This window comes from Paenibacillus cisolokensis (genome assembly GCF_018403665.1).
Classification (GTDB): Bacteria; Bacillota; Bacilli; order Paenibacillales; family Paenibacillaceae; genus Paenibacillus_AH; species Paenibacillus_AH cisolokensis.
In genome coordinates this window covers 1-26,814 of the sequence record NZ_BOVJ01000133.1, presented here as the reverse complement: position 1 = coordinate 26,814, position 26,814 = coordinate 1, and the positions used below count along the sequence as shown (strand labels likewise).

16 protein-coding genes, 10 pseudogenes and 1 other annotated feature are annotated in these 26,814 nt (G+C 55.0%); of the genes and pseudogenes, 22 read left to right on the top strand and 4 right to left on the bottom strand.

Annotation, left to right across the window (positions count from 1 at the left end):
* Positions 1-456: 456 nt before the first annotated feature.
* From PACILC2_RS18095 to PACILC2_RS18005, 18 genes and pseudogenes are all read left to right on the top strand, one after another.
* The gene (locus tag PACILC2_RS18095; protein ID WP_213529925.1) at positions 457-1,743 is read left to right on the top strand and encodes an ABC transporter substrate-binding protein; all 1,287 of its coding nucleotides are present in this window, start codon (positions 457-459) and stop codon (positions 1,741-1,743) included.
* Between the two features lie 56 nt (positions 1,744-1,799).
* The gene (locus PACILC2_RS28070; protein ID WP_280515340.1) at positions 1,800-1,922 is read left to right on the top strand and encodes a hypothetical protein; all 123 of its coding nucleotides are present in this window, start codon (positions 1,800-1,802) and stop codon (positions 1,920-1,922) included.
* 253 nt (positions 1,923-2,175) lie between these two features.
* Positions 2,176-2,736, top strand: a complete 561-nt coding sequence (locus PACILC2_RS18090) for a carbohydrate ABC transporter permease (RefSeq protein ID WP_213529923.1) — start codon at positions 2,176-2,178, stop codon at positions 2,734-2,736.
* A 3-nt stretch (positions 2,737-2,739) separates the two neighbouring features.
* Positions 2,740-3,582 carry a carbohydrate ABC transporter permease gene (locus PACILC2_RS18085; RefSeq protein ID WP_062493025.1) on the top strand — a complete coding sequence of 281 codons (843 nt, stop codon included), beginning with the start codon at positions 2,740-2,742 and terminating at the stop codon, positions 3,580-3,582.
* A 416-nt stretch (positions 3,583-3,998) separates the two neighbouring features.
* Positions 3,999-5,068, top strand: a pseudogene (locus PACILC2_RS18080) (M42 family metallopeptidase).
* A gap of 148 nt (positions 5,069-5,216) precedes the next feature.
* Positions 5,217-6,326 carry a M24 family metallopeptidase gene (locus tag PACILC2_RS18075; RefSeq protein ID WP_213529921.1) on the top strand — a complete coding sequence of 370 codons (1,110 nt, stop codon included), beginning with the start codon at positions 5,217-5,219 and terminating at the stop codon, positions 6,324-6,326.
* Positions 6,327-6,488: 162 nt separating this feature from the next.
* A pseudogene (gene pruA, locus PACILC2_RS18070) lies at positions 6,489-8,026 on the top strand (L-glutamate gamma-semialdehyde dehydrogenase); the annotation flags it as partial.
* Between the two features lie 209 nt (positions 8,027-8,235).
* Positions 8,236-9,429, top strand: a pseudogene (locus PACILC2_RS18065) (MFS transporter); the annotation flags it as partial.
* A gap of 247 nt (positions 9,430-9,676) precedes the next feature.
* A pseudogene (locus PACILC2_RS28845) lies at positions 9,677-10,221 on the top strand (glutathione peroxidase).
* A gap of 316 nt (positions 10,222-10,537) precedes the next feature.
* Positions 10,538-11,275, top strand: a complete 738-nt coding sequence (locus PACILC2_RS18050; RefSeq protein ID WP_213529909.1) for a glycerophosphodiester phosphodiesterase — start codon at positions 10,538-10,540, stop codon at positions 11,273-11,275.
* The gene (locus PACILC2_RS18045) at positions 11,248-12,273 is read left to right on the top strand and encodes a LacI family DNA-binding transcriptional regulator (protein WP_244863609.1); all 1,026 of its coding nucleotides are present in this window, start codon (positions 11,248-11,250) and stop codon (positions 12,271-12,273) included. The genes PACILC2_RS18050 and PACILC2_RS18045 overlap by 28 nt, the downstream gene beginning before the upstream one ends.
* A gap of 19 nt (positions 12,274-12,292) precedes the next feature.
* Positions 12,293-13,113, top strand: a pseudogene (locus tag PACILC2_RS18040) (ABC transporter permease).
* 31 nt (positions 13,114-13,144) lie between these two features.
* Positions 13,145-14,197, top strand: coding sequence for an ABC transporter ATP-binding protein (locus PACILC2_RS18035; protein ID WP_062493033.1), 1,053 nt, complete (start codon positions 13,145-13,147; stop codon positions 14,195-14,197).
* A 6-nt stretch (positions 14,198-14,203) separates the two neighbouring features.
* A pseudogene (locus PACILC2_RS18030) lies at positions 14,204-15,381 on the top strand (extracellular solute-binding protein).
* Positions 15,378-16,216: pseudogene (locus PACILC2_RS18025) on the top strand (ABC transporter permease). Before PACILC2_RS18030 ends, PACILC2_RS18025 begins: the two co-directional pseudogenes overlap by 4 nt.
* 389 nt (positions 16,217-16,605) lie before the next feature.
* On the top strand, positions 16,606-16,866 hold the full coding sequence (locus tag PACILC2_RS18015) for a hypothetical protein (RefSeq protein WP_062493036.1): 261 nt from the start codon (positions 16,606-16,608) through the stop codon (positions 16,864-16,866).
* 455 nt (positions 16,867-17,321) lie between these two features.
* Positions 17,322-19,058 carry a proline--tRNA ligase gene (locus PACILC2_RS18010; protein WP_213529908.1) on the top strand — a complete coding sequence of 579 codons (1,737 nt, stop codon included), beginning with the start codon at positions 17,322-17,324 and terminating at the stop codon, positions 19,056-19,058.
* Between the two features lie 57 nt (positions 19,059-19,115).
* Positions 19,116-19,514, top strand: coding sequence for a hypothetical protein (locus tag PACILC2_RS18005; RefSeq protein WP_213529906.1), 399 nt, complete (start codon positions 19,116-19,118; stop codon positions 19,512-19,514).
* A 138-nt stretch (positions 19,515-19,652) separates the two neighbouring features.
* On the opposite strand, the pseudogene bioB reads toward PACILC2_RS18005, so the two are convergent.
* The 4 genes and pseudogenes from bioB to PACILC2_RS28055 all read right to left on the bottom strand — a co-directional run.
* Positions 19,653-20,656, bottom strand: a pseudogene (gene bioB, locus PACILC2_RS18000) (biotin synthase BioB).
* Positions 20,657-20,816: 160 nt separating this feature from the next.
* Positions 20,817-20,939, bottom strand: coding sequence for a hypothetical protein (locus PACILC2_RS28065; RefSeq protein ID WP_280515339.1), 123 nt, complete (start codon positions 20,937-20,939; stop codon positions 20,817-20,819).
* The gene (locus tag PACILC2_RS28060) at positions 20,930-21,436 is read right to left on the bottom strand and encodes an acyltransferase family protein (protein WP_280515338.1); all 507 of its coding nucleotides are present in this window, start codon (positions 21,434-21,436) and stop codon (positions 20,930-20,932) included. The genes PACILC2_RS28065 and PACILC2_RS28060 overlap by 10 nt, the downstream gene beginning before the upstream one ends.
* A gap of 158 nt (positions 21,437-21,594) precedes the next feature.
* Positions 21,595-22,044: pseudogene (locus PACILC2_RS28055) on the bottom strand (acyltransferase family protein); the annotation flags it as partial.
* 609 nt (positions 22,045-22,653) lie between these two features.
* Here PACILC2_RS28055 and PACILC2_RS29475 point away from each other — a divergent pair.
* The 4 genes and pseudogenes from PACILC2_RS29475 to thrS all read left to right on the top strand — a co-directional run.
* Positions 22,654-23,112, top strand: a pseudogene (locus PACILC2_RS29475) (S-layer homology domain-containing protein); the annotation flags it as partial.
* Positions 23,113-23,153: 41 nt separating this feature from the next.
* Complete coding sequence (locus PACILC2_RS17980) at positions 23,154-24,014, top strand: S-layer homology domain-containing protein (protein WP_244863608.1); 861 nt, start codon at positions 23,154-23,156, stop codon at positions 24,012-24,014.
* A 29-nt stretch (positions 24,015-24,043) separates the two neighbouring features.
* Positions 24,044-24,379: a hypothetical protein gene (locus PACILC2_RS17975; RefSeq protein ID WP_213529893.1), complete on the top strand. Its 336-nt coding sequence runs from the start codon at positions 24,044-24,046 to the stop codon at positions 24,377-24,379.
* 50 nt (positions 24,380-24,429) lie between these two features.
* Positions 24,430-24,664 (top strand) — a binding site (T-box leader).
* A gap of 53 nt (positions 24,665-24,717) precedes the next feature.
* Positions 24,718-26,637 carry a threonine--tRNA ligase gene (gene thrS, locus PACILC2_RS17970; protein WP_213529891.1) on the top strand — a complete coding sequence of 640 codons (1,920 nt, stop codon included), beginning with the start codon at positions 24,718-24,720 and terminating at the stop codon, positions 26,635-26,637.
* Positions 26,638-26,814: the final 177 nt, after the last annotated feature.

The window sequence follows — 26,814 nt, the reverse complement described above, 5'->3', positions numbered from 1 at the left end:
TGCATAATCGCAGGAATTTCCGCGTTTTAGTTATTTTACCCCCGAAAATACTGCACTTCTGCAGCTTTGTTCTTTTATTGGGTTTCTATCTTCCGGATGATAGCCGCCGCGGAGCCGAAGTCAAGCGATTTCGGGACAGGTGGCGGTTCATAGCGGGGTGGCGAGTGCGAATAGAGCCTTGGCCGCCATCCTGTTGTCTTTTGTTCTGTTGACGGTGCACCGTTAACGGCGCTCCGAAGCTAACGTGTAAAGAATCTCGGACCGGCAAACCGCCCTTAATGAAAAAGTATTGAAAATCATCCCATGCTCATACAATGTTTTTAACATTGACCGCAGCATTACTGTAAAACTTTAAAGTTAATGAATAAACGAGAGGTGGTAAGCAGCGCATAAAGACAACTTTCAGATGGACGACTTGTCGGCCCGGCTTCAAAACCTGAGATTAGGGGGATTTCCATGAAACGAACGAAAGCGCTTATATCGTCCGTGTGCTTGATCCTGCTGCTATCCTCGCTGCTGGTTGCCTGTTCCGGCGGAAATTCATCCGGCTCGTCCGGAGGGAAAGTGACGATTACATACTGGAATCTGTTCGGCGGCGGAGACGGTGCGATCATGAATGAGTTGGTCAAGAAGTTTAACGAGGAATACAAGGGCAAGATCGAAGTCAAAGCGTTGACCCAGGACTGGGGACAGTTCTATACGAAGCTGCAGACGGCGGTGTCGGGCGGCAACGCGCCGGATCTGGCCGTTTCCCACACGTCCAAGTTATCCGAGCTGGTCGGTCTCGACATTATCGCACCGCTCGACGATTATGCCGAAGCCTCCGGCATTGAATGGGCGGATTTCAATGACAACATGCTCGGCGCCACCGTCTTCGACGGCAAGCATTATGCGATACCGCTTGATGCGCATCCGCTCATCCTGTACTACAACAAAAAAATATTGCGCGATATGAATTTACTGGATGAGAACGGAAAGCCGAAGATCGAGCCGGGTCCGGACGGGTTCAAGAGCTTCCTGCAGCAGGTGAAGGATAAGGCGCCGGCGGGTGTGGTCAACATGCTGCTCGCTTCCGCGGGCGAAGATCCTTACCGGGTGTGGTGGGCGCTCTATAACCAGCTCGGCGGAACGGGCATGTTCGATGAGTCGGGCAAAAAGGTGACGCTGAACAACGAACAGGGGAAGCAGGCGGCCAGCTATATTGCCGGTCTGTTCGCAAGCGGTCTGGTGCCGAAAAATTTGCCGAAAATAGGCGAGACGTTCCAGGCGGGCAAAGGCGCCCTGTTGCCGACAGGCGTCTGGTTCACCGGCACGCTGGAATCGACGGAAGGACTTGAATTCGGCGCGATGCCTTTCCCGCAATTGTTCGACAAGCCGGCAACCTGGATCGACTCCCATACTTTTGTTGTGCCGGTTCAGAAGAAAGGTGTGAAAGAGGAAAAGGTGAAGGCCGCCCTGACGTTTGCCAAGTGGGTAACGGATCACGCGGCGGAATGGTCGAAAGCCGGGCATATCCCGCCGTCCAAAACCGCGATCGAATCCGAGGCCTTCAAGAGCATGCCGCTGCGGCAGGATTACCTTCAGGCCGGCAATGACGGCGTCTATTTGCCCCAGCATCCGAAGATGTGGCCGGCCAAGGATCAGCTCATCCAGTCGCTTGACACGATCTGGGCCGGCAAAGCGACGGTAGACGAAGGGCTGGAAGATGCCGTTCAAAATATGGAGAAGCTGCTGAATCGGTAAGGTGAATGACCGCCGGGGCTGCAAACCGCAGTCCCGGCAACTGAAGGAGGGAAACGATGAATACGGCTGCCGCATATGAGCGCGAACCTGCCGGCCCGGGCAGAGGCAGAAACAGGCGCAAGCTGTACAACGAGCTGCTGGGCGGCGCCTTTATCGCCCCATATATGATATTTTTCTGACGTTCTCCATCCTGCCGATCTTTTACGGGCTCTATGTCAGCTTTCATCATTGGACGCTGGCGGGCAAGGACGAATTCGCCGGATTGGCCAACTATACGTATGCGTTGCAGGATGCCGACTTCTGGGCATCGCTCTGGCACAGCACTTATTTTGTCCTATTGTCCACGCCGCTTATGATCGCGGTGCCTTTCGTTCTGGCGCTGCTGGTCGATTCGAAGCTGAAGGGACGCACCTTGCTGCGCACGATCTTTTTATGCCCCAGGTGTTGTCGGTTGCCGTCGTCAGCTACATCTGGGTTTTCATTCTGGCGCCATATGGCGGGCTGTTCAATACGGCGCTCCGTCATCTCGGCATTCTCGCAGCGGATACGGAATTGTTCTGGCTGAATGAGCCCGATCTGGCATGGATCTCGATCGTTATGATTACGGTGTGGTGGACGCAAGGGTTCAATATGATCGTCCTGCTGGCCGGTCTGCAGGATATCCCGGCCGAGCACTACGAGGCGGCGACGCTGGACGGGGCGGGAGGATGGCAGCGGCTCCGGTATATAACGCTTCCGGCGATGCGCGGCGTGCTGCTGATCGTCACCGTCCTGCAAGTCATTGCGTCCTTCAAAGTGTTCGGCCAGGTATGGCTGGTCACCCGCGGCGGTCCGGGCAACGAGACGCGGACGATGATCCAGTATATTTACGAGACGGGCTTCTCCGCCAACGAGCTGGGACTTGCTACCGCGATGTCTTTCTTCTTCTTCGTCTTCCTGCTCGTTCTGTCGTTTCTGCAGTTCAAGTTTTTCAGCAGAAAAGGAGATGACTGATCGATGAACGAAACGGTCGGGCGCAGAAAGCGGAGTCTGTCCGGGCTGCTGCTGCATGCCGCCGCCTATGCGGCGGCGCTCATCTTTGTCGTCCCGCTGCTCTATATGCTGTTTACCTCGCTCAAGCCGCAGGGAACGGCCGTCGGCAGCATCGCGGACCGGTTTTTGCCACCGTTCTCATTGGAAAACTACGCTTACATATTCGAGAATGCCCCTGTCATCAAATGGACGATGAACAGTCTGCTGATCGCGGCGATCGTGCCCGTCCTCAGCTTGACGATGGCTTCGCTCGCCGCATTCGCGCTGTCGCGTATCCCGTTCAGCTACAGCAAGTTCGCTTTCTGGTTTATTCTGAGCGGGATGATGATCCCCGGGGAAGCGACGATTGTGTCGCTTTACATGGTCGTCAATCGCATGGGCATTCTGGACACTTATTTGGCGCTCATTCTTCCGGGTCTGGCGGGTCCGCTTGGCGTCGTCATTTTCAAACAGTTTTTCGACCGGATTCCGGGCGAGTTGGTAGAAGCGGCCAAAATGGATGGCTGCACACTATTCCGGATCTGGTGGAATATATTCATCCCGCTGTCCAAGCCGATCATTTCGGCTCTGATGATTTTCGCTTTTCTCGGCTCCTGGAACGACTTTCTGTGGCCCTTCCTGTCGATTCAGTCGGAAGAGCTGTTCACGCTGCCGATCGGAATCCCGTTCTTCATGAGCTCGTATACGCAGGACGAGGCGCTTCCGATGACCGTCAACGCTTACGCTTCGATCCCGATTATCGTCATCTTCGTCATTTTCCAGAAATATATCGTCAAAGGGATAACGCTGACCGGAATCAAGGGCTGAAGAAGGAATGGGCATAAGGGGCGGGATATGGTACTATATTTCCAATAAAATAGAGTGTATGCACCCTGTATTTAAATGGGTTTAAAATTAATGGTATTAACGATTAATGCGGCTAGTTTTGACGGTTTTTGTCGGTTCGGGAAAGAGAAGGCGCACTGACGATGGAGTCGGTGCGCGCCTGGGGCATGAGCGGATGCCGCATAACGGCGTCCTCCCGGCAACGGTTCCCGAGCGCCCGGCCAGGCCGAGCTGCTGCGGCGGTTCGGCCGGCTGCCGCTGTCCGAGGTGCCCGAACCGTCGGCCAAAGACGGGTCGCAGCATGACGGAACCCGCCGATACGAAGGGGGCGGACGCGGACAAGCAATCCGGCGCAATACGCACGACAACAATTCAGAAAAAGAAAGGGGAACACGATTATGTCACAACCGCTTGCACCGCAATTAAATCGGGATTATATGCTGCGCATATTGGACATGCTGCTTCAAACCCCGAGCCCGAGCGGTTTTGCACGGACATTATGAGGAAAGTGAAGGAAGAAACCGCAAACCTCGGGTACGCGCTCGAGCTTACGCCCAAAGGGAACGGCATCATCACGATTCCGGGAGACGCCGCAGACCGCGTCATCGGCCTCTCCGCCCATGTCGATACGCTCGGGGCGATGGTCCGATCGATCAATGCGAACGGCACGATCCGGTTTACGCCGATCGGCGGCTATGCCATGCAGACCGTGGAAGGGGAGTATTGCCGGATTCATACGCGGGACGGCCGGACGTACGAGGGCACCGTGCTGTCCACGAAGACATCGGTCCACGTCTATCCCGATGCCCGAGACTGGAAGCGGGAAGAAGCCAATATGGAAATCCGCATCGACGAAATGGTGAAATCGAAGGAGGATGTCGAGAAGCTGGGCATCGCCGTCGGCGATTTCATCTCCTGGGACCCCCGAACCCGCATCATGCCGAACGGTTGGATCAAGTCGCGTCATCTTGACGATAAAGCGAGCGTAGCCGCGCTGTTCGGACTGATGGAATGGCTGAAACGCGAGGGGCGCCGTCCGCCCTGCACGCTGAAGCTCATTCTGTCCACGTATGAGGAAGTCGGGCACGGCAGCTCCTATATCCCGCCGGAAATTACAGAACTGATCGCCGTCGACATGGGCGCGATGGGGGACGATCTGTCGGCGACCGAGACGGATGTATCCATTTGCGCCAAAGACTCGACCGGTCCTTACGATTACAACATGACGACCCGCTTCATCGAGCTGGCCAAGCGGGAAAATATCCCCTACGCGGTCGATATTTACCCGCATTACGGCTCCGACGCATCGGCCGCGCTGCAAGCGGGCAGCAATATCCGGGCGGCGCTGATCGGTCCCGGGGTTCACGCTTCGCACGGGATGGAACGCACGCACCGGGACGCCATCTTCCACACGGCCGCCCTGTTGCTCGCGTACGTGATGGAGCCGCCGTCCGAGCCCGCCCTGTGACGAGCATGCCGGCGCAGAGGCCGCGCTGTGACGGTCTGATTGACGGGAGCGTAACGCCGGCGATGGCCAATGACACGGCCGACCTAAATAAAGGATACGGGAACAGGCAGCAAATCGTTCGGGACAATGAGGAAGGGAGCCATCTTTTATGACGACAAACGACGTATGGCCGATCAGAAAACGGCAGCTGCAAGCGTATATGGAAGAACAAGGGATCGATGTCGCGATCATCACTTCCCCGACCCATGTGTACTACTTCACCGGCTTCCACTGCGATCCGCACGAACGTTTCCTGGCTTTAGCGATCGACGTCCGCAGCGGCGCAGAAACGTTGTTCGTGCCGCTGGTGGACCGGCTTGCGGCGCAACAACAGGCGGACGTGAGCCGGATTGTAGCGGTATCGGATACGGACAATCCGTATGATACGCTGCGCGCGAATACCGTCCAGCCATCTTCGATCGGGCTGGAGAAGAACTTCGTCAGCCTGGCGGCGGCCGAACGGCTGACGGCGATATTCCCCGATGCGCGGCTTCACGATCTGGAGCCGGCCATTCTGTCGCTCCGGATGAAGAAGACGGAAGAGGAGATCGCCAAGGTCTCCGCCTCGATCGCGCTGATCGAACAGGTGATGGCGCATGCGGTGAAGCACGCCGCCATCGGGATGACGGAGCTTGATCTGACGGCCGAGCTGGAATATCAGATGAAACGGCTCGGCGCGGACAAGCCGGCATTCGAATCGATCGTTCTGACGGGGGCCCGGACGGCGCTGCCCCACGGCCATCCGGGCCCGACGCCGATCCGCCCGGGCGATCTGGTGCTGATCGACATCGGCGTGAAGGCGCAGGGCTACTGCTCAGATATTACCCGGACGTTCATTATGGGAGAAGGGACCAGAGAGCAGGAGCGGATCTACGAAACGGTGCTTGCCGCGAACGAAGCGGCTATCCGGGCGGTGCGGACAGGTGCGCCGATTTCGGTGCTGGACGATACCGCCCGGCAGATTATCGCTTCTCGCGGATACGGCGAATACTTCCCGCACCGCGTCGGCCACGGTTTCGGCATGGACATTCACGAGGCGCCGTCCATTCACGGGGAGAACGGGATGCTTATGGAGCCGGGGCTGCTGTTCACGATCGAACCCGGCGTCTATGTGCCGCAGATCGGAGGCGTCCGTATCGAAGACGACATCTACATTGCGAGTGACGGTTCCGCCCGCGTGCTGACGAGCTTCCCCAAGCGGCTGACCCGCATCGGATAGACATCATCCAAGACCAAGAAGGATACGGATATGCCCCTTACCGCTATCGGTTCTTAACGCGACAGAACGACAGCAAATTTTTTTGGTCTCCGTTAAATCGGATTGCAAAAAACGGCATAGAATGGGCTTATATAAGGAGCATCCCGGGGGAGGACGAAGAGCATGAAAGTGCCGTTTGCAAACGAGCCGTTGACGGATTTTACCGAGGAGCGGAACCGTCTCGCCTTCGAAGCCGCGCTTCGAACGGTGGAGCGGCAGCTGGGGCAAACGTATCCGATCAGGATCGGCGGGAAGGAGATCGTAACGGACAATAAAATCGTGTCGTTCGATCCCGCCGCGAAGGAGCGGATCGTCGGCTTCGTGTCACAAGGCGATGCCGGTCTGGCGGAAGAAGCGATCCGTACGGCGGAACGGACGTTCCATACATGGAAGCGGTATACGCCGGACGAGCGCGCCCGCTATTTGTACAAAGCCGCTGCGATCATGCGCCGCAAAAAGCACGAATTCTCGGCCTGGATGGTGTACGAAGCGGGCAAAACATGGGCGGAGGCCGATGCGGATACAGCCGAAGCGATCGACTTTATGGAATTTTACGGACGCGAGATGCAGCGTCTCGGCCGGCCGCAGCCGCTCACCCGCATTCCCGATGAAGATAACGAGCTGTACTATATGCCGCTCGGAGTCGGAATCGTCATTCCGCCGTGGAATTTTCCGCTTGCCATCACCGTCGGCATGACGACGGCGGCGGTCGTAGCGGGCAATACGGTCGTTCTGAAGCCGGCGAGCCCGACGCCGGTCATCGCCGCCAAATTTGCGGAAGTTTTGCGGGAGGCCGGTCTTCCCGACGGCGTCGTCAATTTCCTGCCGGCTCCTGGCGGAACGGTCGGCGATTTTATGGTCGGGCATCCGCTGACCCGCTTCATCAGCTTCACCGGCTCCCGCGACGTCGGCTTGCGGATCAACGAGCGCGCGGCCCAAACCGCCCCGGGCCAGAAATGGATCAAACGGGTCGTTGCGGAAATGGGCGGCAAAGATTCGATCGTCGTGGACCGCGATTGCGACCTGGACCTTGCCGCCGAAACCATTACCGCCTCGGCATTCGGTTTTTCCGGACAAAAATGCTCGGCCTGCTCGCGCGCAATCGTCCACGAGGACGTATACGATCGTGTGCTGGAGAAAGTGGCCGATCGCACAAGCCGGCTCGTTGTCGGCGACCCTGCGAAATGGGCGACGAACGTCGGTCCGGTCATCGACGAGAAAGCGTTTCGGAAAATCGAGGAATACATCCGGGTCGGCCGCCAGGAGGGACGGCTCGTCATCGGCGGCGGAACCGGCGATCCGGCCGGTTATTTTATCGAACCGACGGTTTTTGCCGATGTGGATCCCGACGCACGGATCGCGCAGGAAGAAATTTTCGGCCCCGTCGTCGCTTTCATCAAGGCGGCATCGTTCGATGAGGCGCTGGCGTATGCGAACAATACGGAATATGGCTTGACGGGCGCCGTCATTTCCCGCAATCGCGATCATCTGGAGCTTGCCCGCCGCGAATTTTTGCCGGCAATCTGTACTTCAACCGCAAATGCACAGGAGCTCTTGTCGGCGTCCACCCGTTCGGCGGTTTCCATATGTCCGGCACCGATTCGAAAGCCGGCGGCCGCGACTATTTGCTGCTGTTCACCCAGGCGAAGCTCGTGTCGGAAAATGGTAGTCGAACGAAAAGTCGCGTAATTCGCGGCTTTTTTTGTTTTTGGGATGAAGGTGCGGAAATATCTCCATTTTTGCCAGGATTGCTCTGCCGTCCGGTTTTTGAACAATCGGTAAAGGAGGCGTATAGTAGAGGATAGTTGTCAAGCACGGTTCAGAAGGGAAGGGGACGTATGCAAAATTGGAAGCGGACCATGTGGATTTTATGGTTCGGCGTGCTGTTGTGCAGCTCCAGCTATACGATGTCGGTTCCTTTCCTGCCGCTCTTCCTCTTCGATCTGGGTGTGGAGAAGGACTCGGTTCATTTATGGGCGGGAATCGTACATTCGGCGGCATTCCTCGTCGGGGCTGTCATGGCTCCTCTATGGGGGATGCTGGCGGACAAGTACGGCAAGCGGAAAATGGTCATTCGGGCAGGGCTCAGTCTGGTTGTCATTTACGCATTGATCGCCTTCGTCCAGACGCCGTGGCAGCTGGTGGTTGTCCGAATGATGCATGGTTTGGTCGGCGGTTTCGTACCCGCGTCCATGTCCATTGTCGCCTCGATCGCACCCAAGGAAAACTCGGCTGGAGCCTCGGCATGATGCAGGCAGGCACGATGACCGGCGGCATCCTCGGCCCGCTGTTCGGCGGACTGCTGGCGGAAGCGTTCGGCTTGCGGCGCTCCTTCGTCGCGGCGGCTGTCATCCTGCTTGCCGGGACGGCGGCCGTTATCGTCTGGGTCAAGGAGGGAAGGGCGAACGCGACCGAAGCGAAGAGAGCCGAAGAAGAGCAGTCGGAGCCTTTTACGTTCCGAATGGCGCTGCGCAGCCGGGCGCTGGTCGGCATGCTGCTGCTGCTCGTTCTCTTCCAGCTGTCGGTGAACATGTTCCAACCGCTTATGACGCTGCATATCGCCGATTTGCAGGGCGGGCTGCAGGGCGCGGTGCTGTCCTCCGGCTTCGTCCTTTCGCTGATCGGCATCGCCGGCATTCTCGCCTCCCCGGTATGGGGAAGGCTCGGCGAGAGCAAAGGGTATTATCGCATGCTGACCGTCTGTCTGCTGATGTCCGGATTCATAATCGGCATGCAGTATTTCGTGCAAAACTTGTGGCTGTTCGCCATCGTGCAGTTTATTTTCGGTTTGTTCATGGCCGGCATTGCACCCATCATCAATACGCTTGTCGTGCAGAACACCGACGAGCGGTTCAGGGGAAGATCGTTCGGCCTTACGACGAGCGCAAACCAGCTCGGTTCGATGCTCGGCCCGCTGATCGGAGGCATGCTTGGCCTGGTCGTCAGCATTCATTGGATATTCGCGGCGACGGGCATCATCATGGCCGGAGCAGGCGCATCCGTCTGGCTGAGCCGAAGGCTTCGCTTCCGCGTCAAGCGCCGTAATGTCCCTTATTCCATGTAATAACTCCGTCACACGATCAGGCGGCATGCCGGGACGCGAACGGCTAATCTGTTTCATTCCCCGTTTGGTATCTGGTACAATTTACTAGACGATAAGTTCGACCCTGACGGCCCGTCTGCTGACCGTTTTGCAGTCCGTATCTTTTTGCGGTACGATGATAGTACGATTCTGCGGCTGGCGCTGCTCAGCGTCGTCAAGGAATAGATCCGATTTTGGAAGCTTCCAAAAGAAAAGGAGGAGATTGTCCATGAGCATCTATGATTTTCCGGTAGAGACGATTACAGGGGAAAAGACAACGCTTGCGCCCTATCGCGGGAACGTGCTGATCATTGTCAACACCGCGAGCCAATGCGGTTTTACGCCGCAGTATGCCGGCCTGCAGCAGCTGCATGAGGAATACAAGGAGCGGGGAGTCGAAATATTGGGATTTCCTTGCAATCAATTCGGCGGACAGGAGCCGGGAACGAATGCCGATGTACAGCAATTTTGCCAGACGAACTACGGCGTCACGTTCCCGATGTTCGCGAAAACGGACGTACGCGGCGAGAACGCCCATCCGTTGTTCGTTTTTTGACCCGGCAGGCGCCTTTCAAAGGCTTCAACCTGGACAACCCCCGCGCCAAAAAGATGAACGATTTTCTAAAAGAGCAGATGCCGGATTTGTATGAAGGCGACGGGATCAAGTGGAACTTTACGAAGTTTCTGATCGACCGCGAAGGGAATGTGGTCGGCCGGTTCGAATCGCCGGATGACCCGCAGGATATGAAGCCGGCCATCGAACAATTGCTGTAATTCCGGTCTCATCTATGCGCATCGGTTAACCGTATTGGGATTCAAAACGAGGTATTTTCCCATGAAGGCTGTCTTCGGGCGGCCTTTTTTTCTGACCGGACATTCTGTGCGCCATGCTGATTTCCATCGCGACCCCTTTACAGAAGATTTAAACCGGGTTGACATTGCGAAGACACTTCGTTCATATCATACAAGTGTGTGGTACCGTTCCCATAGTGAGACCGTTCCCATATTCGCAGCACGGACATAAGGTCGCGATCGGTCAGACCGAATTCGCCGATTGGCGGCCGTCTATTTCGACGAAGGAGCTGACTCTATGAAATCGTTTCCGCTTATTACCGCTCATACCGGGTGCATGGGCACGCCCGAAAACTCCCTGGAATCCGTCCGGAAAGGGCTGCTGTTCGGAGCGGACATTATCGAAGACGATATCCGGATCACCCGGGACGGCACGCTCGTCTTGAGCCATGACGACCAGGTTGCGCTGACGGGCGGCCGGACCGGCAAGCTGTCCGCCATAACGATAAGCGAGCTGGATGATCGGATGGCCGCTCCGCTTGTCCGCCTCGAATCGGCCCTTCGGATCGTGAAGGAGGCGGGGAAACGGATGAATCTGGATATTAAAGCGGATGAATGTCTGGAGCCGGTATTCGCGCTGATCGACAGGCTGGATATGGCGGACCAGGTGTTCCTGAGCGGCTGCGAATACAGCCGCGCCGTCAAAGCCGACGGTTGCGGCCGGCGCATCCCCAAGCTGCTGAACGTGGACGCCGACAGCTTCCGCCGCCTGCCATACGCCGATGCCGCCCGGCAAGCATGCGAAGAAGGCCGGAACGCCGGCTGCTTCGGCCTGAACGTTCCGTATCGGCTCGTGCGCCCGGAGCTGCTGGAGCTGGCGGACCGGCAGCGATTGTCCGTGTACGTCTGGACCATCCAGGACGAGGAAGAGATGAAACGGTTCGCCGGAATGGGCGTGCAATCGATCACGACAAAGGATATCTTAGCCCTGCAGTCCGTCAAAGCGGAATGGAACAAGCAGCGGAGCGGCAGATGAAATATAACCTGAAAGAAATCGCATCGCTCGCCGGGGTATCGAAATCGACGGCTTCCAGGGTCATCTCCGGCAAAGGCTATGCGAGTCCCGAAGTGAGGGAACGGGTGATGAACGTCGTCCACCAGCTGCGATACAAGCCGAATGCGGTGGCGAGAGCGATGGTCGCCAAGCGGACGAACAACATCGGCGTCATCGTCTTTCGCGAGCGGCAGCCGATCGTCTCCCATCCGCTATACGGCAAAATTATCGATTCCATTCTGATGGCTGCCGAAGAGCGGGGGTATTCCGTATACCTGAAGACCGATCGCGAAATGTCGCTGCGTTCCACCGACTATATGCTGGAGCACCGGGTGGACGGACTCATCCTGATCAGCAGATTGCGGAAAAATGTGATCGATTACGTCAAAAAGTTCAACATTCCGTATTTGATGGTAAACGGTTCCACCGACGATCCGGACGTCATCCACCTCGTCAGCAACGACGAGGAAGGAGGAGAGCGGGCGGCCGAATATATGCTCGGATTAGGGCATACGAAGTTCCTCGTCATCGCGGGACCGCAGGAGCACCGGAGCCATGCGCTGCGGCTCGCGGGATTCCGGAAGAGGCTCGAACAGGCCGGACTGTCGGAGCGGATGAAGGTGGTCTCGTCGCCGGAATCCAGCTTCGAACTCGGCAGCAGGCGTATGGCGGAGCATTATGAAGCTTTCGTTCGCGAAGGGTATACCGCCTTGTTCACGACGAACGATATGCTGGCGCTCGGCGCGATGAAAGTGCTGCTCGAACGCGGCGTCCGCATCCCTGACGATGCGGCGGTCATGGGGTTCGACAATATCGAGTACGCCGGCATGTATACGCCCTCGCTGACGACGGTCAGCGTGGATGCGAACGGAATGGGGCGGGACGCTGTCGAAATCGTAGACCGGCTCATCCGCGAGGAATACGGTTTGCCCAAGCTCAAGGAGTACGCCAGCGAAATTATCGTTCGGCAATCGACGTGACGAAAGGAGCGATTCAGTCATGTGGTATTTCAGGGCCGTCGGTCTTCGGCGCATCGTCGAGTTTGTTCTGCTGACCTTATTTGCCGTCTTCTTCGCGGGCCCGCTGCTTAATTTGCTTGTGCTGGCCTTCAGCGAAAATGGAGCTATCCGGACATTCTTCCGCATGTCTGGTCATTCAAATGGTGGAGCTTCGTGCTGAAGCAGGACGATATCGTGGCGTCCATCTCGTTGTCCTTTCTGATCGCCGCCATCGTGACGGCGTTGTCCATCGTCCTGTGCATTCCGGCGGCATACGCTTTTGCCCGACTCCGGTTTCCGCTCAAACGGTTTTTCCTGTTTTCCTTTCTGCTTACGCACGCTTTTCCCAAGATGGGGCTCTATGTCTCGATTGCGGTGCTGTTTTACAGACTCGGACTTATGAACACGCTTATAGGCGTCGTCCTGATCCATATGATCAATGTGCTGATGTTCATGACCTGGATTCCGACCGCGGCATTTCGCAATGTGCACGCCGCTCAGGAGGAATCGGCGCGGGATGTCGGTGCGAGTCCGTTCCGGGTATTCCGGAGCATCACGCTCCCGATGGCGATGCCCGGCATTATGGTCGCGTCCGTGTTCACGTTTCTGAACTCGCTCGACGAAGCGCAGGGGACGTTCCTGGTCGGCATTCCCGATTACAAGACGATGCCGATCGTCATGTATTCCATCATCTCGGACTTCCCCAGCAGCGCAGGAGCAGTATTCTCGATCATTTTGACGCTGCCGACCATTATTCTGCTGCTGGCTGCGCAGAGGCTCATTAGCGCGGACGTTCTTGCGAGCGGATTCCAGGTGAAATAACGGAACATCGTTCCGGAAACGGAGGATGGAAATGAGCATTCAGTTGACGGTTCGCGACCTGACCAAACGTTACAAAACCGGCGACGGTGTAAGCCAGATCAACCTTGACGTCAAGAAAGGCGAGCTCGTGACGCTGCTCGGTCCTTCGGGCTGCGGCAAGACGACGGTGCTGCGCAGCATAGGGGGCTTTCTGGAGCCGGATTCGGGGGATATTCTGATCGAAGGACGGAGCGTCATCAAGCTTCCGCCCGAGAAAAGGCCGACCTCGATGGTATTCCAAAGCTATAATCTGTGGCCGCATATGTCCGTTTACGATAATTTGGCGTTCGGGCTCAAAATCCGCAAAATGTCCAAAGCGGAAATTCGCAGCGCCGTATCGGAAGCGCTGAAGCTGGTCCGTCTTCCGGGATACGAGAAGAAGTATCCGACCCAGCTGTCGGGCGGCCAGCAGCAGCGCGTCGCGCTCGCCAGATCGCTGCTGCTGAAGCCGGCTGTGCTGCTGTTAGACGAGCCGTTCTCGGCCTTGGATGCGAAGCTGAGGCATGAGATGCGGGAGGAGCTGCGCGAAATTCAGATGCAGACCGGACTGACGATGGTCTTCGTGACGCACGATCAGGAAGAAGCGTTGTCCTTGTCCGACCGCATCGTCGTCATGAATCACGGGCACATCGAGCAGATTGCCGAACCGCAGCGGATATACGACGAGCCCGCGACGCTGTACGTAGCCCGATTCATCGGCAAAATGAATTTTCTGGAGGGGGTGGCGGACGGCAATCACATCCGGGTGGGAAGGCTGACATTCCCGAACGCGAAACGTTTAAACGGCCGGGTGACGGTAGCCGTCAGGCCGGAGGATGTCAGTCTGAACGACGCAGCGAACGATGGAGACGGTTTGGCCGGGAAGATCAAACAGATGATGATTCTCGGACACTATGCGGAAGTTTCCGTCGAATTGCCTGAATACGGCGTCATCCGTACGTTCCAATCCAAGGAAGCGATTCATGATCTGTGGGTCGGTAAAGATGTCGGCATCGCCTTTGCCCGGATGATCGCTTATCCGGTTAACGAAAACAATGGAGGATGATGGAACATGATCCGTTCGATCAAGAAAAAGCTGATATTGTCCGCTGCTATCGTACTGACGTTCTCTTTGCTGGCGGGATGCGGCGGAAGCAAGGAGACGGATTCCCCGGCACAGGGCCGGGACGCTTCATCCGGCGGCTCTGCTTCGCAGGAGCCTGTAAAGTTCAATTTCTACTTTACCGGCTCGCAGAACGTCAAGGATCTGTGGGATACGCTCGTCCCGATGTTCGAGCAGCAGAATGACAAGGTCAAGGTGGAATTGGTCTATATTCCGTCCGGGACGGGCGCCGAACCGACCTACGACCGGATTCTGGCGGCCAAGCAAGCGGGCAAAGGCTCGGGCGGAATCGATCTGTACGAAGACGGCATCGTAGCCGTTACGCAAGGCGTCAAGGACGATGTGTGGGAGACGCTTGACGAAGAGCGGATTCCGAATTTGGCCAACGTGAACGCCCAAACGATGAACGATGTCAGCTATCGCGCCATTCCTTATCGTTCGTCCGCCGTCGTCCTGGCGTACGACAGCGCGAAGATCGCAAGCCCTCCGACCACGCTTGACGAGCTGCTGGAGTGGATCCGCCAACATCCCGGAAAATTCGCCTATAACGATCCGTCCACCGGCGGCTCCGGAAGCTCGTTCGTCCAAACGGTCATTTATAAGGACCTGCCCGAAGAAGAGATTCATAACAGCGACCCTTCCGTTATGGAGAAATGGGACAGCGGTTTTGAAACGCTGAAGGAGCTCGGAGCCTATGTCTATGGCAAAGGGATATATCCGAAGAAAACCAGGGTACGCTCGATCTGCTCATGAACGGCGAGGTCGACATGATTCCCGCCTGGTCCGACATGGTGCTGCAGCAGCAGAACGAAGGGCTGCTTCCCGATACGATCAAAATGCAGCAGATTACGCCCGGTTTTAACGGAGGGCCGACTTATCTTATGGTGAACAAGGAATCCGACAAGAAAGAGGCGATTTATCAGTTCCTGGACTTCGTGCTGTCGCCGGAGGCGCAGTCGGTCATCGTCGAGAAAATGAACGGTTTTCCGGGCATTGAACTGGAGAATATGCCGCAGGAGACGCAGGACAAATTCAAGGGCGTGGCCGAAGGATTCCGAACGTTCAATATCGGAGATTTGGGAACGGAAATCAACAAACGCTGGCAAAGCGAAGTGGCCGCGCAATGAGGAAAGATGTCAAGCAGGCGATACTGGGGATGGCGATGGTCCTCCCCTCCTTCGCCATTCTGATGATCATCGTCGTCATTCCGATCATCCAGTCGCTGATCATGAGCCTCAGCAATGGCGAGGGCGGATACGATCTGAGCCGCTATCAGTTTTTGTTTACCGACAAAGGAATGCGCACCAACATCGTGTATACGCTTCGCATCACCTTGATCACCTGCGCGCTCGTGCTGACCGTCAGCTATTCGCTGGCGCTTTATATGCGTTTCAACAGCGGGAAACTCGTCGAATGGATACGCAAGACGTACATGATCCCGCTGTTCATACCGGGCGTGATCGCCACGTACGGGCTGATCAACCTGCTGGGCAATCACGGCTGGCTGGCACGGCTTCTAAGTCCGCTCGGCATCGAACTGCCGCGCATTATCTTTGACGAGAAAGGCATTATTATCGCGAATTTATGGTTCAACATTCCGTTCACGACGATGCTGCTCAGCTCGGCGCTTACCGGCATTCCGGCCTCGATTATCGAAAGCGCGAAAGATGTGGGAGCGGGCAAGCTGCAAATTTTCTGCGGTTTATTTTTCCGTTGTCCTATAAAACCTTCCTTGTGGCGCTAACGTTCGTGTTCATGGGCGTCATCGGCTCCTTCACCGCGCCGTTCCTGCTCGGCGCCAACTCGCCGCAGATGCTTGGCGTATCGATGCAGCAGGTGTTCAGCGTATTCCGCGAGCGCGAACTGGCGGCGGCGATGGCTTTCTTCAGCTTTCTCCTCTGCTCCGTGCTCGGCGCCTTCTATATTCGTTCCATGGCCAAGGAAGAGCAGGCGAATATGTAATTGCGGATGCGAGAAGAAGACCCTCTACTTGTTGAAGGGTCTTTTTTGTATACTTGAAACCAATGGGCTGCAATATTGGCGGTTGCAAGATTCAGATTATGGCCTCCGGCGGGGAACCGCAACCGATTGAGCATGAGGGCTGCCGCTGGACGATCATATAAAGAAGACGTTGACCAGCCGCATTATGCGGCTTTTTTCTTTTATAATCGGGAATAACGAAGGTATTGCGAATTTGAATGCAATTTTTGAAGATTCTGATGGTATAATGGTAGCACGTGGAAGATCTTGGCGTGAAGATTCCAGTCGGATCATGCAATCGTATAACGGCGGAGCTGGATATGGGCAGTATCCGTGACATAGAAGAAACCGGGCATTGGAGGGAATCGCAAATGGTCGAAAGTATGGAAATCAAAGACATGAGCCAATTTTTGAAAATAAAAGAAGAGGGGATCGGGTTTATCGTCATTACCGACAGTTACAATCCCAATAAAGTTCATCGGCCGGACTGCCCGTGGGTATCCGTCGAAAATTTCAAAACCAAAGTGGTGGAGAACGGGAATGCGTTAGGCCATTTTTATTGGGTGGACAGCGTCGATACGGCGGAGGAGAAGTGGGATACCCATACTTGCACGAAATGCTTGAAGTATTGAACGACGCGAATACGAGGTGCAATAGAATGCCGGGCATTCCCCGATTGCGGATGATTTGCTAGGGTTCATCCATGCGGTGCATGAATGTTGGGCCAAGTAAAAGGGCGCCAAGGGCGCCGATTTGACGGCCGCGCCCTATTCATGATACAGTATGTGGAAATTACAGTTTTGAAATATAACGGAAAAGCTTTGACCAAGGCCAGTACGTTCCGCAATCGCCGTACAGAGAAGAAACCCGCCGGCTGAAAGGTTTCTCGCAGCGAGCGAACGTCCCCACCTTGCGAGCTGCGGCGGACTTCGCATCCAAACCGTCGCCGGCCTATGCCGTTACCCGATCGAGGACCGCTGGCGCTGCCTTCGCCGCGGTCAAAACAGGGTGGTACCACGACACATTCGTCCCTGACGGATGTGTCTTTTTGTTTTTTTCAGGAAATGACAGATGGGAGGATGAATCGATGCGCCAGAGCCGTTTATTGCCGACGACGTTGCGCGAATCGCCCGGAGACGCCGAAATCGTGAGCCATCGGTATTTGCTTCGAGCCGGATTTATCCGGCAATTGGCGGCAGGCATCTACACTTATATGCCGCTCGGGAGAAGGGTTCTCCGCAAGCTGGAGCAGACTGTCCGGGAAGAGATGGACCGGGCAGGTGCCCAGGAACTGCTGCTGCCTGCCATGCAGCCGGCGGAGCTGTGGAAAGAATCGGGGCGGTACGAGGTTTACGGACCGGAGCTGATCCGTTTGGTTGACCGCCATGGCCGGGAATTTGCTTTGGGCCCGACGCACGAGGAGGTCGTCACGGCGCTTGTGCGAAACGAAATCTCCAGCTACCGGAAATTGCCTGTCACGCTATATCAGATTCAAACGAAGTTCCGCGACGAACGGCGTCCCCGTTACGGATTGCTCCGGGGCCGGGAGTTTCTCATGAAGGACGCCTATTCGTTCGATTCGGACCCGGAGGGGCTCGATCGATCCTACCGGAGCATGTTCGATGCCTACCATCGGATATTCGAGCGATGCGGCCTCTCGTTTCGCGCGGTCGAGGCCGATGCGGGCGCGATCGGCGGCCAGGGCGAAACGCATGAATTTATCGCGCTGGCCGACATCGGCGAAGATACGATTGCGGCTTGCACCCATTGCGATTATGCCGCCAATCTGGAGAGAACGGAAGCCGGCGCGCCGTCCGCGGCAGCCGGGGGCAAGGAGGGCGAAGCGGCTTCGGCACCGCTTGAGAAGCTTCATACGCCCGGTATCCGGACGATTGAGCAGCTCGTTCGTTCGCTGCGGATTCGGGCCGCCGATACGATCAAGACGGTTATTTTCATCGCCGATGGTCAAGCGGTAGCCGTCGCGGTGAGAGGGGATGACGAGATAAACGAGATCAAAGTGAAACGTTATCTCGGGACCGAAAACATCGCCATAGCCGATCCCGAAACGGTGGAGAGGGTGACCGGCGCACCTGCAGGGTACGCGGGGCCGATCGGTTTGACCGTCCCCGTATTGGTCGACCGTTCGGTCGTTCAGATGACAGATGCGGTTGCCGGGTCCAATGAAGCCGACTATCACTATATTCATGTATGTCCCGAGCGGGACATCGACCTCCGGCATGCGGGAGATTTTCGCAACGCGACAGAAGGCGACAACTGCCCTCGCTGCAGCGAAGGGAAATTGGCTTTTTACCGCGGGATTGAATTGGGCCATGTGTTTAAACTCGGAACAAAATACAGCGAACGAATGGGGGCGACCTTCCTGGATCAGGCCGGCCAAACCCGGGCGGCGGTCATGGGGTGCTACGGCATCGGCATCTCCCGCATGATGTCCGCCGTCATCGAGCAAAACCATGATGAAAACGGGATGATCTGGCCGCTCGCGGTCGCGCCGTTTCAGGTTCACCTGATTCCGGTATCCGTTCATGACGAGCAGCAAATGCGGCTTGCGAACGATTGCTATGAGCGTCTTCGCGATCACGGCATCGAACTGCTGTTGGACGACAGGGCGGAACGGCCCGGCGTGAAATTCAAAGATGCGGATTTAATCGGCATTCCGTTTCGAATCGTCGTAGGCAAAGAGGCGGCAAACGGACATGTCGAGTTCATGGAGCGAAAGGGGATGAAAAAGAGTCGATTCCGGCAAACGAGGCGATCTCGCGCATTGTCGGGGCGTGCCGGGCCGCTTGGTAGCCGCAACGGGTAAGCTTCTCATGCAACATTTTCAAATCTGAAACGTCCTTTACCATGGGGTGTGAAATGGATGAAAATGTTGATTTGCTTGTGCGCTGCTGTCCTGATCCTTTCAGGGTGCCAAGCCGCCAAGATCGACGCGCCGAAGCCTTTCGCCGCATCCACCCATAATCCGACGGCGCATGAAATCCTCACCGGTCATTCGGATGCGGATATATTTCAATGGAACGGAATCGTTTACACAAACGCGAGCCACATCGAATGGGTGCAGCAGGAAGAGCTGTCTGCCGGCGATCAGATCGGTACCATTATGAAGCAATATCGAGACGGTCTCGATTTTGAAGACGCAATGGCGACGAAACTGCCGGTCGGAACCGAAATTTATAAGCCGAAAGGCGAAGGTCGGCTGATACTGATCGTCAAGTTAAATGGCGGGGAAGTTCGGTATCTTGGTTTGATCGAGGGATAACAATCCACGAGCAGCGCGAAGAACGCGTGCCTGGGCTGCGGATTCGACTGGAATTGCCGGTATGCCCGGGAACGACATGCCCGGTCGCACGAACGAACCGGGCATGTGCTTCATGACCGAAAGCGGCGGCCAAGTCCGTCAGCTTGATAAAGCGTTGAGTTCGATCTCGAATCCCAAATCTTCGATGATGGCGTGGTCCGCCTGGACATCCTGGCCTTCCGTCGTCAAGTAATCGCCGACAAACAAGGAATTGGCGGCATACAGGGCGAGCGGCTGCAAGGAACGGAGGTTGACCTCCCGGCCGCCGGCGACGCGAATTTCTTTCGTCGGACAGATGAAGCGGAACAGCGCCAATACTTTCAACGCCTTCATGGGCGGGGTGCGCCCGGCTTTTTCCAGAGGCGTCCCCGGAATCGCATTCAGGAAATTGATCGGAATGGAATCCGCATCGAGCTCCCGGAGCGCGTAAGCCATTTCGACAATTTCCCGGTTCGTCTCGCCCATGCCGATAATGACGCCGGAGCAGGGGGACATTCCGCTTCGTTTGGCTTTCTGCACCGTTTCTACACGCTGGTCGTATGTATGCGTCGTCGTAATGGAAGGATAATTCGCTTTGCTGGTGTTCAAATTGTGGTTGTACCGATGTACGCCCGCTTCCGCCAGACGTTCGGCCTGCTCGTCCTTCAAAATGCCCAGGCAGGCGCAAATTTTGAGCGGCATCGTGCGGCGGATTTCCTTGACCGCTTCCACCACCTGATCCAGCTCCTTGTCGGTCGGACCTTTCCCCGATGCGACGATGCAGTAGGTTCCGGCCTTGCGCTCCATCGCTTCCCGCGCGCCCGCAAGCAGCGTCTCTTTGTCGAGCATGGTATACTTCCGGATCGGCGCGGTCGAAACGATCGATTGCGAGCAGTATCCGCAATCTTCGGGACAAAGACCGCTTTTGGCATTGATGATCATGTTCAGCTTTACTTTTTTCCGTAGTAATGTTTTCTGACCTGGAAAGCAGCCTGCATAATCGTCAATATTTCGTCATCATCGGCCTCCAGCACGGCAAGCCCTTCTTCCATCGTCAAACATTCCCCGTCCAGCGCTTTAAGGGCAAACGCATGCCATCGACTATCCGCTGTCACGGTTTTCATGGTGATCATCCTCTCTGTAGGGCTGGGTATCTTGATGACATCCATCACACCAAAATGTTAACCATATTGTTTTTATTGGGTTTACAAATAGACATTGCCATTCTAGCAGATGGAGGACGATCTTGTAAAGAGACATGAACGGTCCGCGTTCGGATTCGCATCATGATGTCTTCTTCCGATTGCCTGCAGCCGCCGGCCGTCCGGTCGAGCCGACCAGCCAACGCCCGAACGGCAGCTTGCCGAGCAGAACGGTCAATCCGATTGCACCCGACGCTACCAGCAAAACGTGATGACCGCAGCGGGAAGATGAGCCCCGGAAAGCGGAATGGAACGCGTCACCAGGCTGACCAGCATAAGGACGAATGCGTGCGACAGAAAGCCGCCGAACGAATACCGTCCGATAAACCGCAGCATACGGTAGAGCCGGCCTTGGCGCTGACGCAGCAGCAGTGCGAAGCCGTACAGCAGAAGCAACTGACAGACGATAATGACGGATGTCGAAGGTTTTAAATAAGTGGAAACTTGCAGATTGATTCGCTCCGTCGAGTAGCGCAGAACATCGTAACCGAGCCAAATATACGCCCCGATGAACGCCGCAGCCGCCCACCCCGCCGCATCGATCGCAAACTTCCGGAATCTGGTGAGACCGAACGCGCAAATGCCGCCCAGCAGAAAGTAAAAAAGTACATCACAAAATAGGAAGACCGGTACGAGATGACCGCAGACCAGAAACCGTTGGCCGAGGCTGCCCAATCCGGCATCCGATAATAGGACGCCCACATCAGAACCAGGTACGCGAGGCCCAGCAGCGCAGATACGCCGGCAATCCGGCCGAACGACTCTCCTTCCGGATGGCGTTTCAGCCGATCCCGGAAGAAGGCAACAGCTCGGGAAAATAGCGGGAACAGCAAGTAAAACTGAAAAATCATGATGATAAACCACAGATGGTATCCGTTGGTCGGAACCAGCAACTGCGGAAAGATGCCTATCCAAGCGGAAGGCTGCGCCAGCTTGCCGCCGATCACCCCGTCTACCGCAACCCAATAAATGACTGTCCACCACAGGAACGGAACGAATATGTCGCCGAACCGCTTCCGGATGAACGAGCGATAATCCAACTTTCCGCTGTAATTGTAGAAGAGGATGAGACCGGACAGGAATACGAACGTCGGCGTACCGAACCGCGTGAAGTGAAACAGCATCGCCAGCATAATCGAATCCGCCGGCAGAATGTCCGCCCGGTAAATATACTCCGCAATACAGTGCTGAAGCGTCACTGCCAGGAAAGCGAGCGCGCGCAAAATCGTCACTTCCTCGATCCGCTCTTTGGTCCGGCGAACCGAAAGCTCTGCTGTCTTTGTTCCGGTATCCTCTTGCTGGTTGTTCATGATCGATCCCTCAATTCCTGGCTGCTACCGATATCCGCATTATAGCGAACGAACCTTAACGAAAGATGAAATCAAGCGGATAAGCGTCCAGGAGCGGGATTGTCGCATCGTGATTTGAACGAATAGGGGGGCCGGGATGCGTGGGGCAGGGAAGTCGTTCGCCGAACGGTCGCCCATTACGGCAGATTAGGGCTTGCTGGAAGCTTGAAAATTGCCAAAAACCGCATCACTACAAGGGATATGGGCTCTTCCTGTCGAATTAATATGCAAAGGAAATTAAGATAATGAGAGCCAAAACCTTGCAGATGGAGTGACGAACGTGTACAAGCCGATGTTTGTTTATCGCTTCTCACAAGAGGATCTGCCAACAACGTATTTCGGCAAAGCCTACACTACGTCAGAGTACATACCGTAGGTGGTCTGCACAACTGATTCATTTCGAAGTGATCGATGAAACGAACCATTCGTTCCCGTTTCTGTACTCGAATCCCGCGTACAATCTGACGAAGTATCTTCGCGGACCTGCTGTGGTAGCCGTGATCGAAATGGATTATCCGCAGCTCATGCAGCGAAGCTTTTCGAAGGATCCCATTCGCATACCTTCGATCTATGAGTATGTGCAGTCGGGGATGTAGCGGTATCGGTCCTCTTAAAGCTGGCTTACCGCCCTCGCCAAGCGTACCATCCAGCACCCTCCAACCAAAAGTTTTCCCGGCATATGCTCCCGGTTTCACCGGTCCGCTATTCCAGTTTCCTTTTGGCCGGAGCCTCTGTGCTGGACGGTTCCGCCGCGCCGCGGCGGTAAGCTCCGCCGGACCGATACACGAAAATGAAAGGATGATGAAGATGAGCAAGAAGAAATGGATCGTGAGAACCGCTGTAGTCGCGGTCTTGTCTTCCATAATGATGGTGAATGCTGCATGTTCGGTTGAAGCGGCCAAGAAGATTAGCTTTTCGGACGTGCCGAAAGGACATTGGGCGGAGTCGTCCATTTTGAAGACGTCTGCTTTGGGAATCGCTCAAGGCGTTGGGAATGGGACGTTTAAACCGAACACCACGATCTCGCGTGCGGAATTTGCCAAAATGGTATTGACCGCTGCTGAAAAAAGGTGCCGGAGCGCGCAAAAGGGGAAAAGTGGTATATCCCTTACGTCAAGGCCGCGAAAGCTGAAGGGATCTACAAGAATAGCGACTTTTCGGTCTGGACCGATCCGATCACGCGGCAAGAGATGAGCAACATGATCGTCCGTGCATTAGATCCTAAACTGAAAAATGCTTCGAACAAGCAACTGATGTACGAAGCCACCAAACGGGGCCTCATTACGGGTCTGACAAACGGTGAGCTGGGGCCGGACGAGAAATCGACGCGGGCACAAGCGGCTGTCATCATTGATCGGCTGCTGACCGTACGTGACGGTGGAAAGCTGACCGTTGACAAACGTGCGGCATCCTATGCGGAAGTCGCATTCCGGGGAACCAACCTGGAAACGATGTGGGGCGGAAAGATGAACCCGTTGCCGCAGACGCACGATCTTTCTTACGCGGTCAGGGGGACGTTCGAGCAAATTCTGATTATCGATATGGATGACCCGGAGAGTCCGTACCGCGACTGGGTACCGACTTCGAGTTTGATGAAGGAAGATGGGAAGCCTATTAAAAGGGAGTACCTTGTAGCTTATAAGGTAACGATGGAAACGATCAAGGCAGCACCTAAAACGAGAATTTACTTTGATTATGTTGCTAGTAATCCATATTTTGTTCGGGCTGTAATTCTGAAAGAGGGCTCGCCTTTGGCTAAGAGAGATTATCTTGAACTTAAACAAGGTAATAAAGTAACGGTATGGCATCTGGCGACTATTTCTAAAAAAGAATTAAATGAATTCAAAAAAAAGAACTGGCCTTTCTGGTACTTTGATTGGACAATCTCGAGAAGTTTTAAGCTTGCACCTGAAGGAAGAATCTTTGGGTAAATTTCAATGCAGACAGGTGAGTGATGCTTATGAAGCGAAGACATAAAATCATCTTGTCTATGATTATACTTATCTCTATGTTTGTTTCCCTCATTCCTACACCTGGGACGTTTGCAGCCATAATGGATGAATGGCCACCAAAGATTACGTATACTTCCGATGATTTGGTCGGATACAAAAAGTATTCGTCAGAGAAATATAGGGATCTTCAGATTCGGATACTAGGACTTGCGAGCAAATATTTCAACCAAAGGGCGGAATGGAACTTGCCCCGTACCTACAAAAAGCTGGAAGCACTCATCAGCAATGAAAAATCTCGCATGCAGATGCTCGCTTCATGGGACAGTATTGTAGAAATGCGCTGAAATAACAAGCCGGTTGACTTTATAATTACCAGGCGATAATATATGAGAAAATAAAAGCTGTAATCAAGGACATGAATCCTTAACGAGATCCGTTCAGAGAGAGAGGACTTCGGCTGAAAGCCTCTTCGGCAACCCTAAGGATTTACCACCTTGTAGCTGCGATATTGAAATCGGGGATTTCCTTGAGAGTAAACTTCGCCGGGTATTCCCGTTACAGAATGGATTGAGGATTCGCTTCTTGGCGAGTCGAATAAGGGTGGAACCACGAGCGCACTCGTCCCTTTTGGGGGCAGGTGCGCTTTTTGCGTTCAAAATAAATTGATGACGGAGGGTTTCAAATGGCAGTAAAAGTGACACTTCCCGATGGAGCGATCCGGGAATACGATCGCGGCACGACTATGGAACAGGTGACGGAGTCCATCAGTTCAAAATTGAAGAAAGAAGCCGTGGCAGGAAAAATCAATGGCAAGCTGGTCGATTTAAAACAGCCGATTGAAGAGGACGCGTCAGTCGAAATCATTACACTCGACACCAAGGAAGGGTTGGAAGTCTACCGCCACAGTACGGCGCACTTGATGGCGCAAGCCATTAAACGCATTTATGGGAATCAGGCGGTCAAGCTCGGTATAGGGCCCGTTATCGAAGACGGGTTTTACTACGATATCGACATTAAGAAGCCGCTCACGACCGACGATCTTGAGGCGATCGAACAAGAGATGGAGAAGATCGTGCAGGAAGACCTGCCAATCGTCCGCCGCGTGATGAGCCGCGAAGAAGCCGTAAAAATGTTCGAAGCGCTTGAAGAACCGCTCAAGCTGGAGCTTATTGACGGTTTGCCCGAAGATGCCATGATCACCATATATACGCAAGGCGAGTTTTCAGACCTTTGCCGCGGACCGCATCTGCCCTCCACAGGCCACATCAAAGCGTTCAAACTGATGAATGTGGCCGGCGCATATTGGCGAGGGGACTCGAACAATAAAATGCTTCAGCGTATTTACGGGACTTCATTCCCGAAGAAAGGACAGCTCGACGAGCATTTGAAACGGCTTGAAGAAGCCAGAAAGCGGGATCACCGGAAGCTGGGCAAAGAGCTCGGATTGTTCATGTTTTCCGAAGAAGCGCCGGGGATGCCTTTCTATACGCACAAAGGAATGATCATCCGGACGGAGCTTGAACAATTCTTGCGCAATATGCAGCAAAAACGGGATTATGACGAAGTGCGCACACCGTTTATGATGAAACAAAGACTGTGGGAGGAGTCAGGCCACTGGGATCATTATCGCGAAAATATGTACTTTACAGAAGTGGATGAAACGAAATTCGCACTCAAGCCAATGAACTGTCCGGGACATATGCTGATTTTCAAAAACAGCCTGCATTCCTACCGCGAACTGCCGATCCGGATTTCGGAGTTCGGGCAAGTGCACCGCCATGAGTTTTCGGGGGCTTTGAACGGGATGATGCGTGTGCGTACATTCTGCCAGGATGATGCGCACATCTTTGTAAGACCTGACCAGATCGAAGATGAAATCGCTCGCGTTATCGAGCTGATCGATCAGGTCTATGAAGTGTTCGGTTTCGAATACAATGTGGAATTGTCGACACGGCCGGAAAAGTCGATGGGCTCCGATGAGCTGTGGAATCAAGCGGAGACGGCGCTTCAGAATGTATTGGATCGATTGGGCATCGTTTATCGGATTAATGAAGGAGACGGAGCCTTCTACGGACCTAAAATCGATTTTCACATTCTGGATGCTCTTAAGCGGAGTTGGCAGTGCGCGACGATCCAGCTGGATTTTCAGATGCCGGAAAAGTTTGACCTGTCGTATATCGGCTTAGACAACCGGAAATACCGGCCAGTCGTAATTCATCGTGCCGTATACGGTTCCATTGACCGTTTCATTGGCATTTTGACCGAACATTATAGCGGCGCGTTTCCGCTTTGGCTTGCGCCGGTTCAGGCGAAGCTGCTGCCTGTGTCGGATCGTTATCTTGACTATGCTGTTCAAGTGAAGGCGACGCTGAGAGATGCGGGTATACGTGTGGAGATCGATGGGCGAAACGAAAAATTGGGCTACAAAATCCGTGAGGCTCAGTTGGAGAAAGTTCCTTACATGTTGATACTCGGGGAAAACGAAGCAACCTCCGGTACGGCATCCGTCAGAAAACACGGGGAAGGAGACCTTGGGATTAAAAGGGTGCAAGAGATCGCTGAGCAGATCGTCAAGGAAATTCGCGAAAAAGGTGATCGCTAAAGTCGCCTCATCTCGGCGTAGCTCAAACAAACGCCGCCGGCTTTGCACATGCAAAGACCGGCGGCGTTTCGTATATCCCGGAAGAAGGCCGATATCATTTGACACCGCAATAAAGCGGCAGTATAATATAATATCTAAAATTTAATTTATTATTATACCACAGAACTCAGGAAGAGT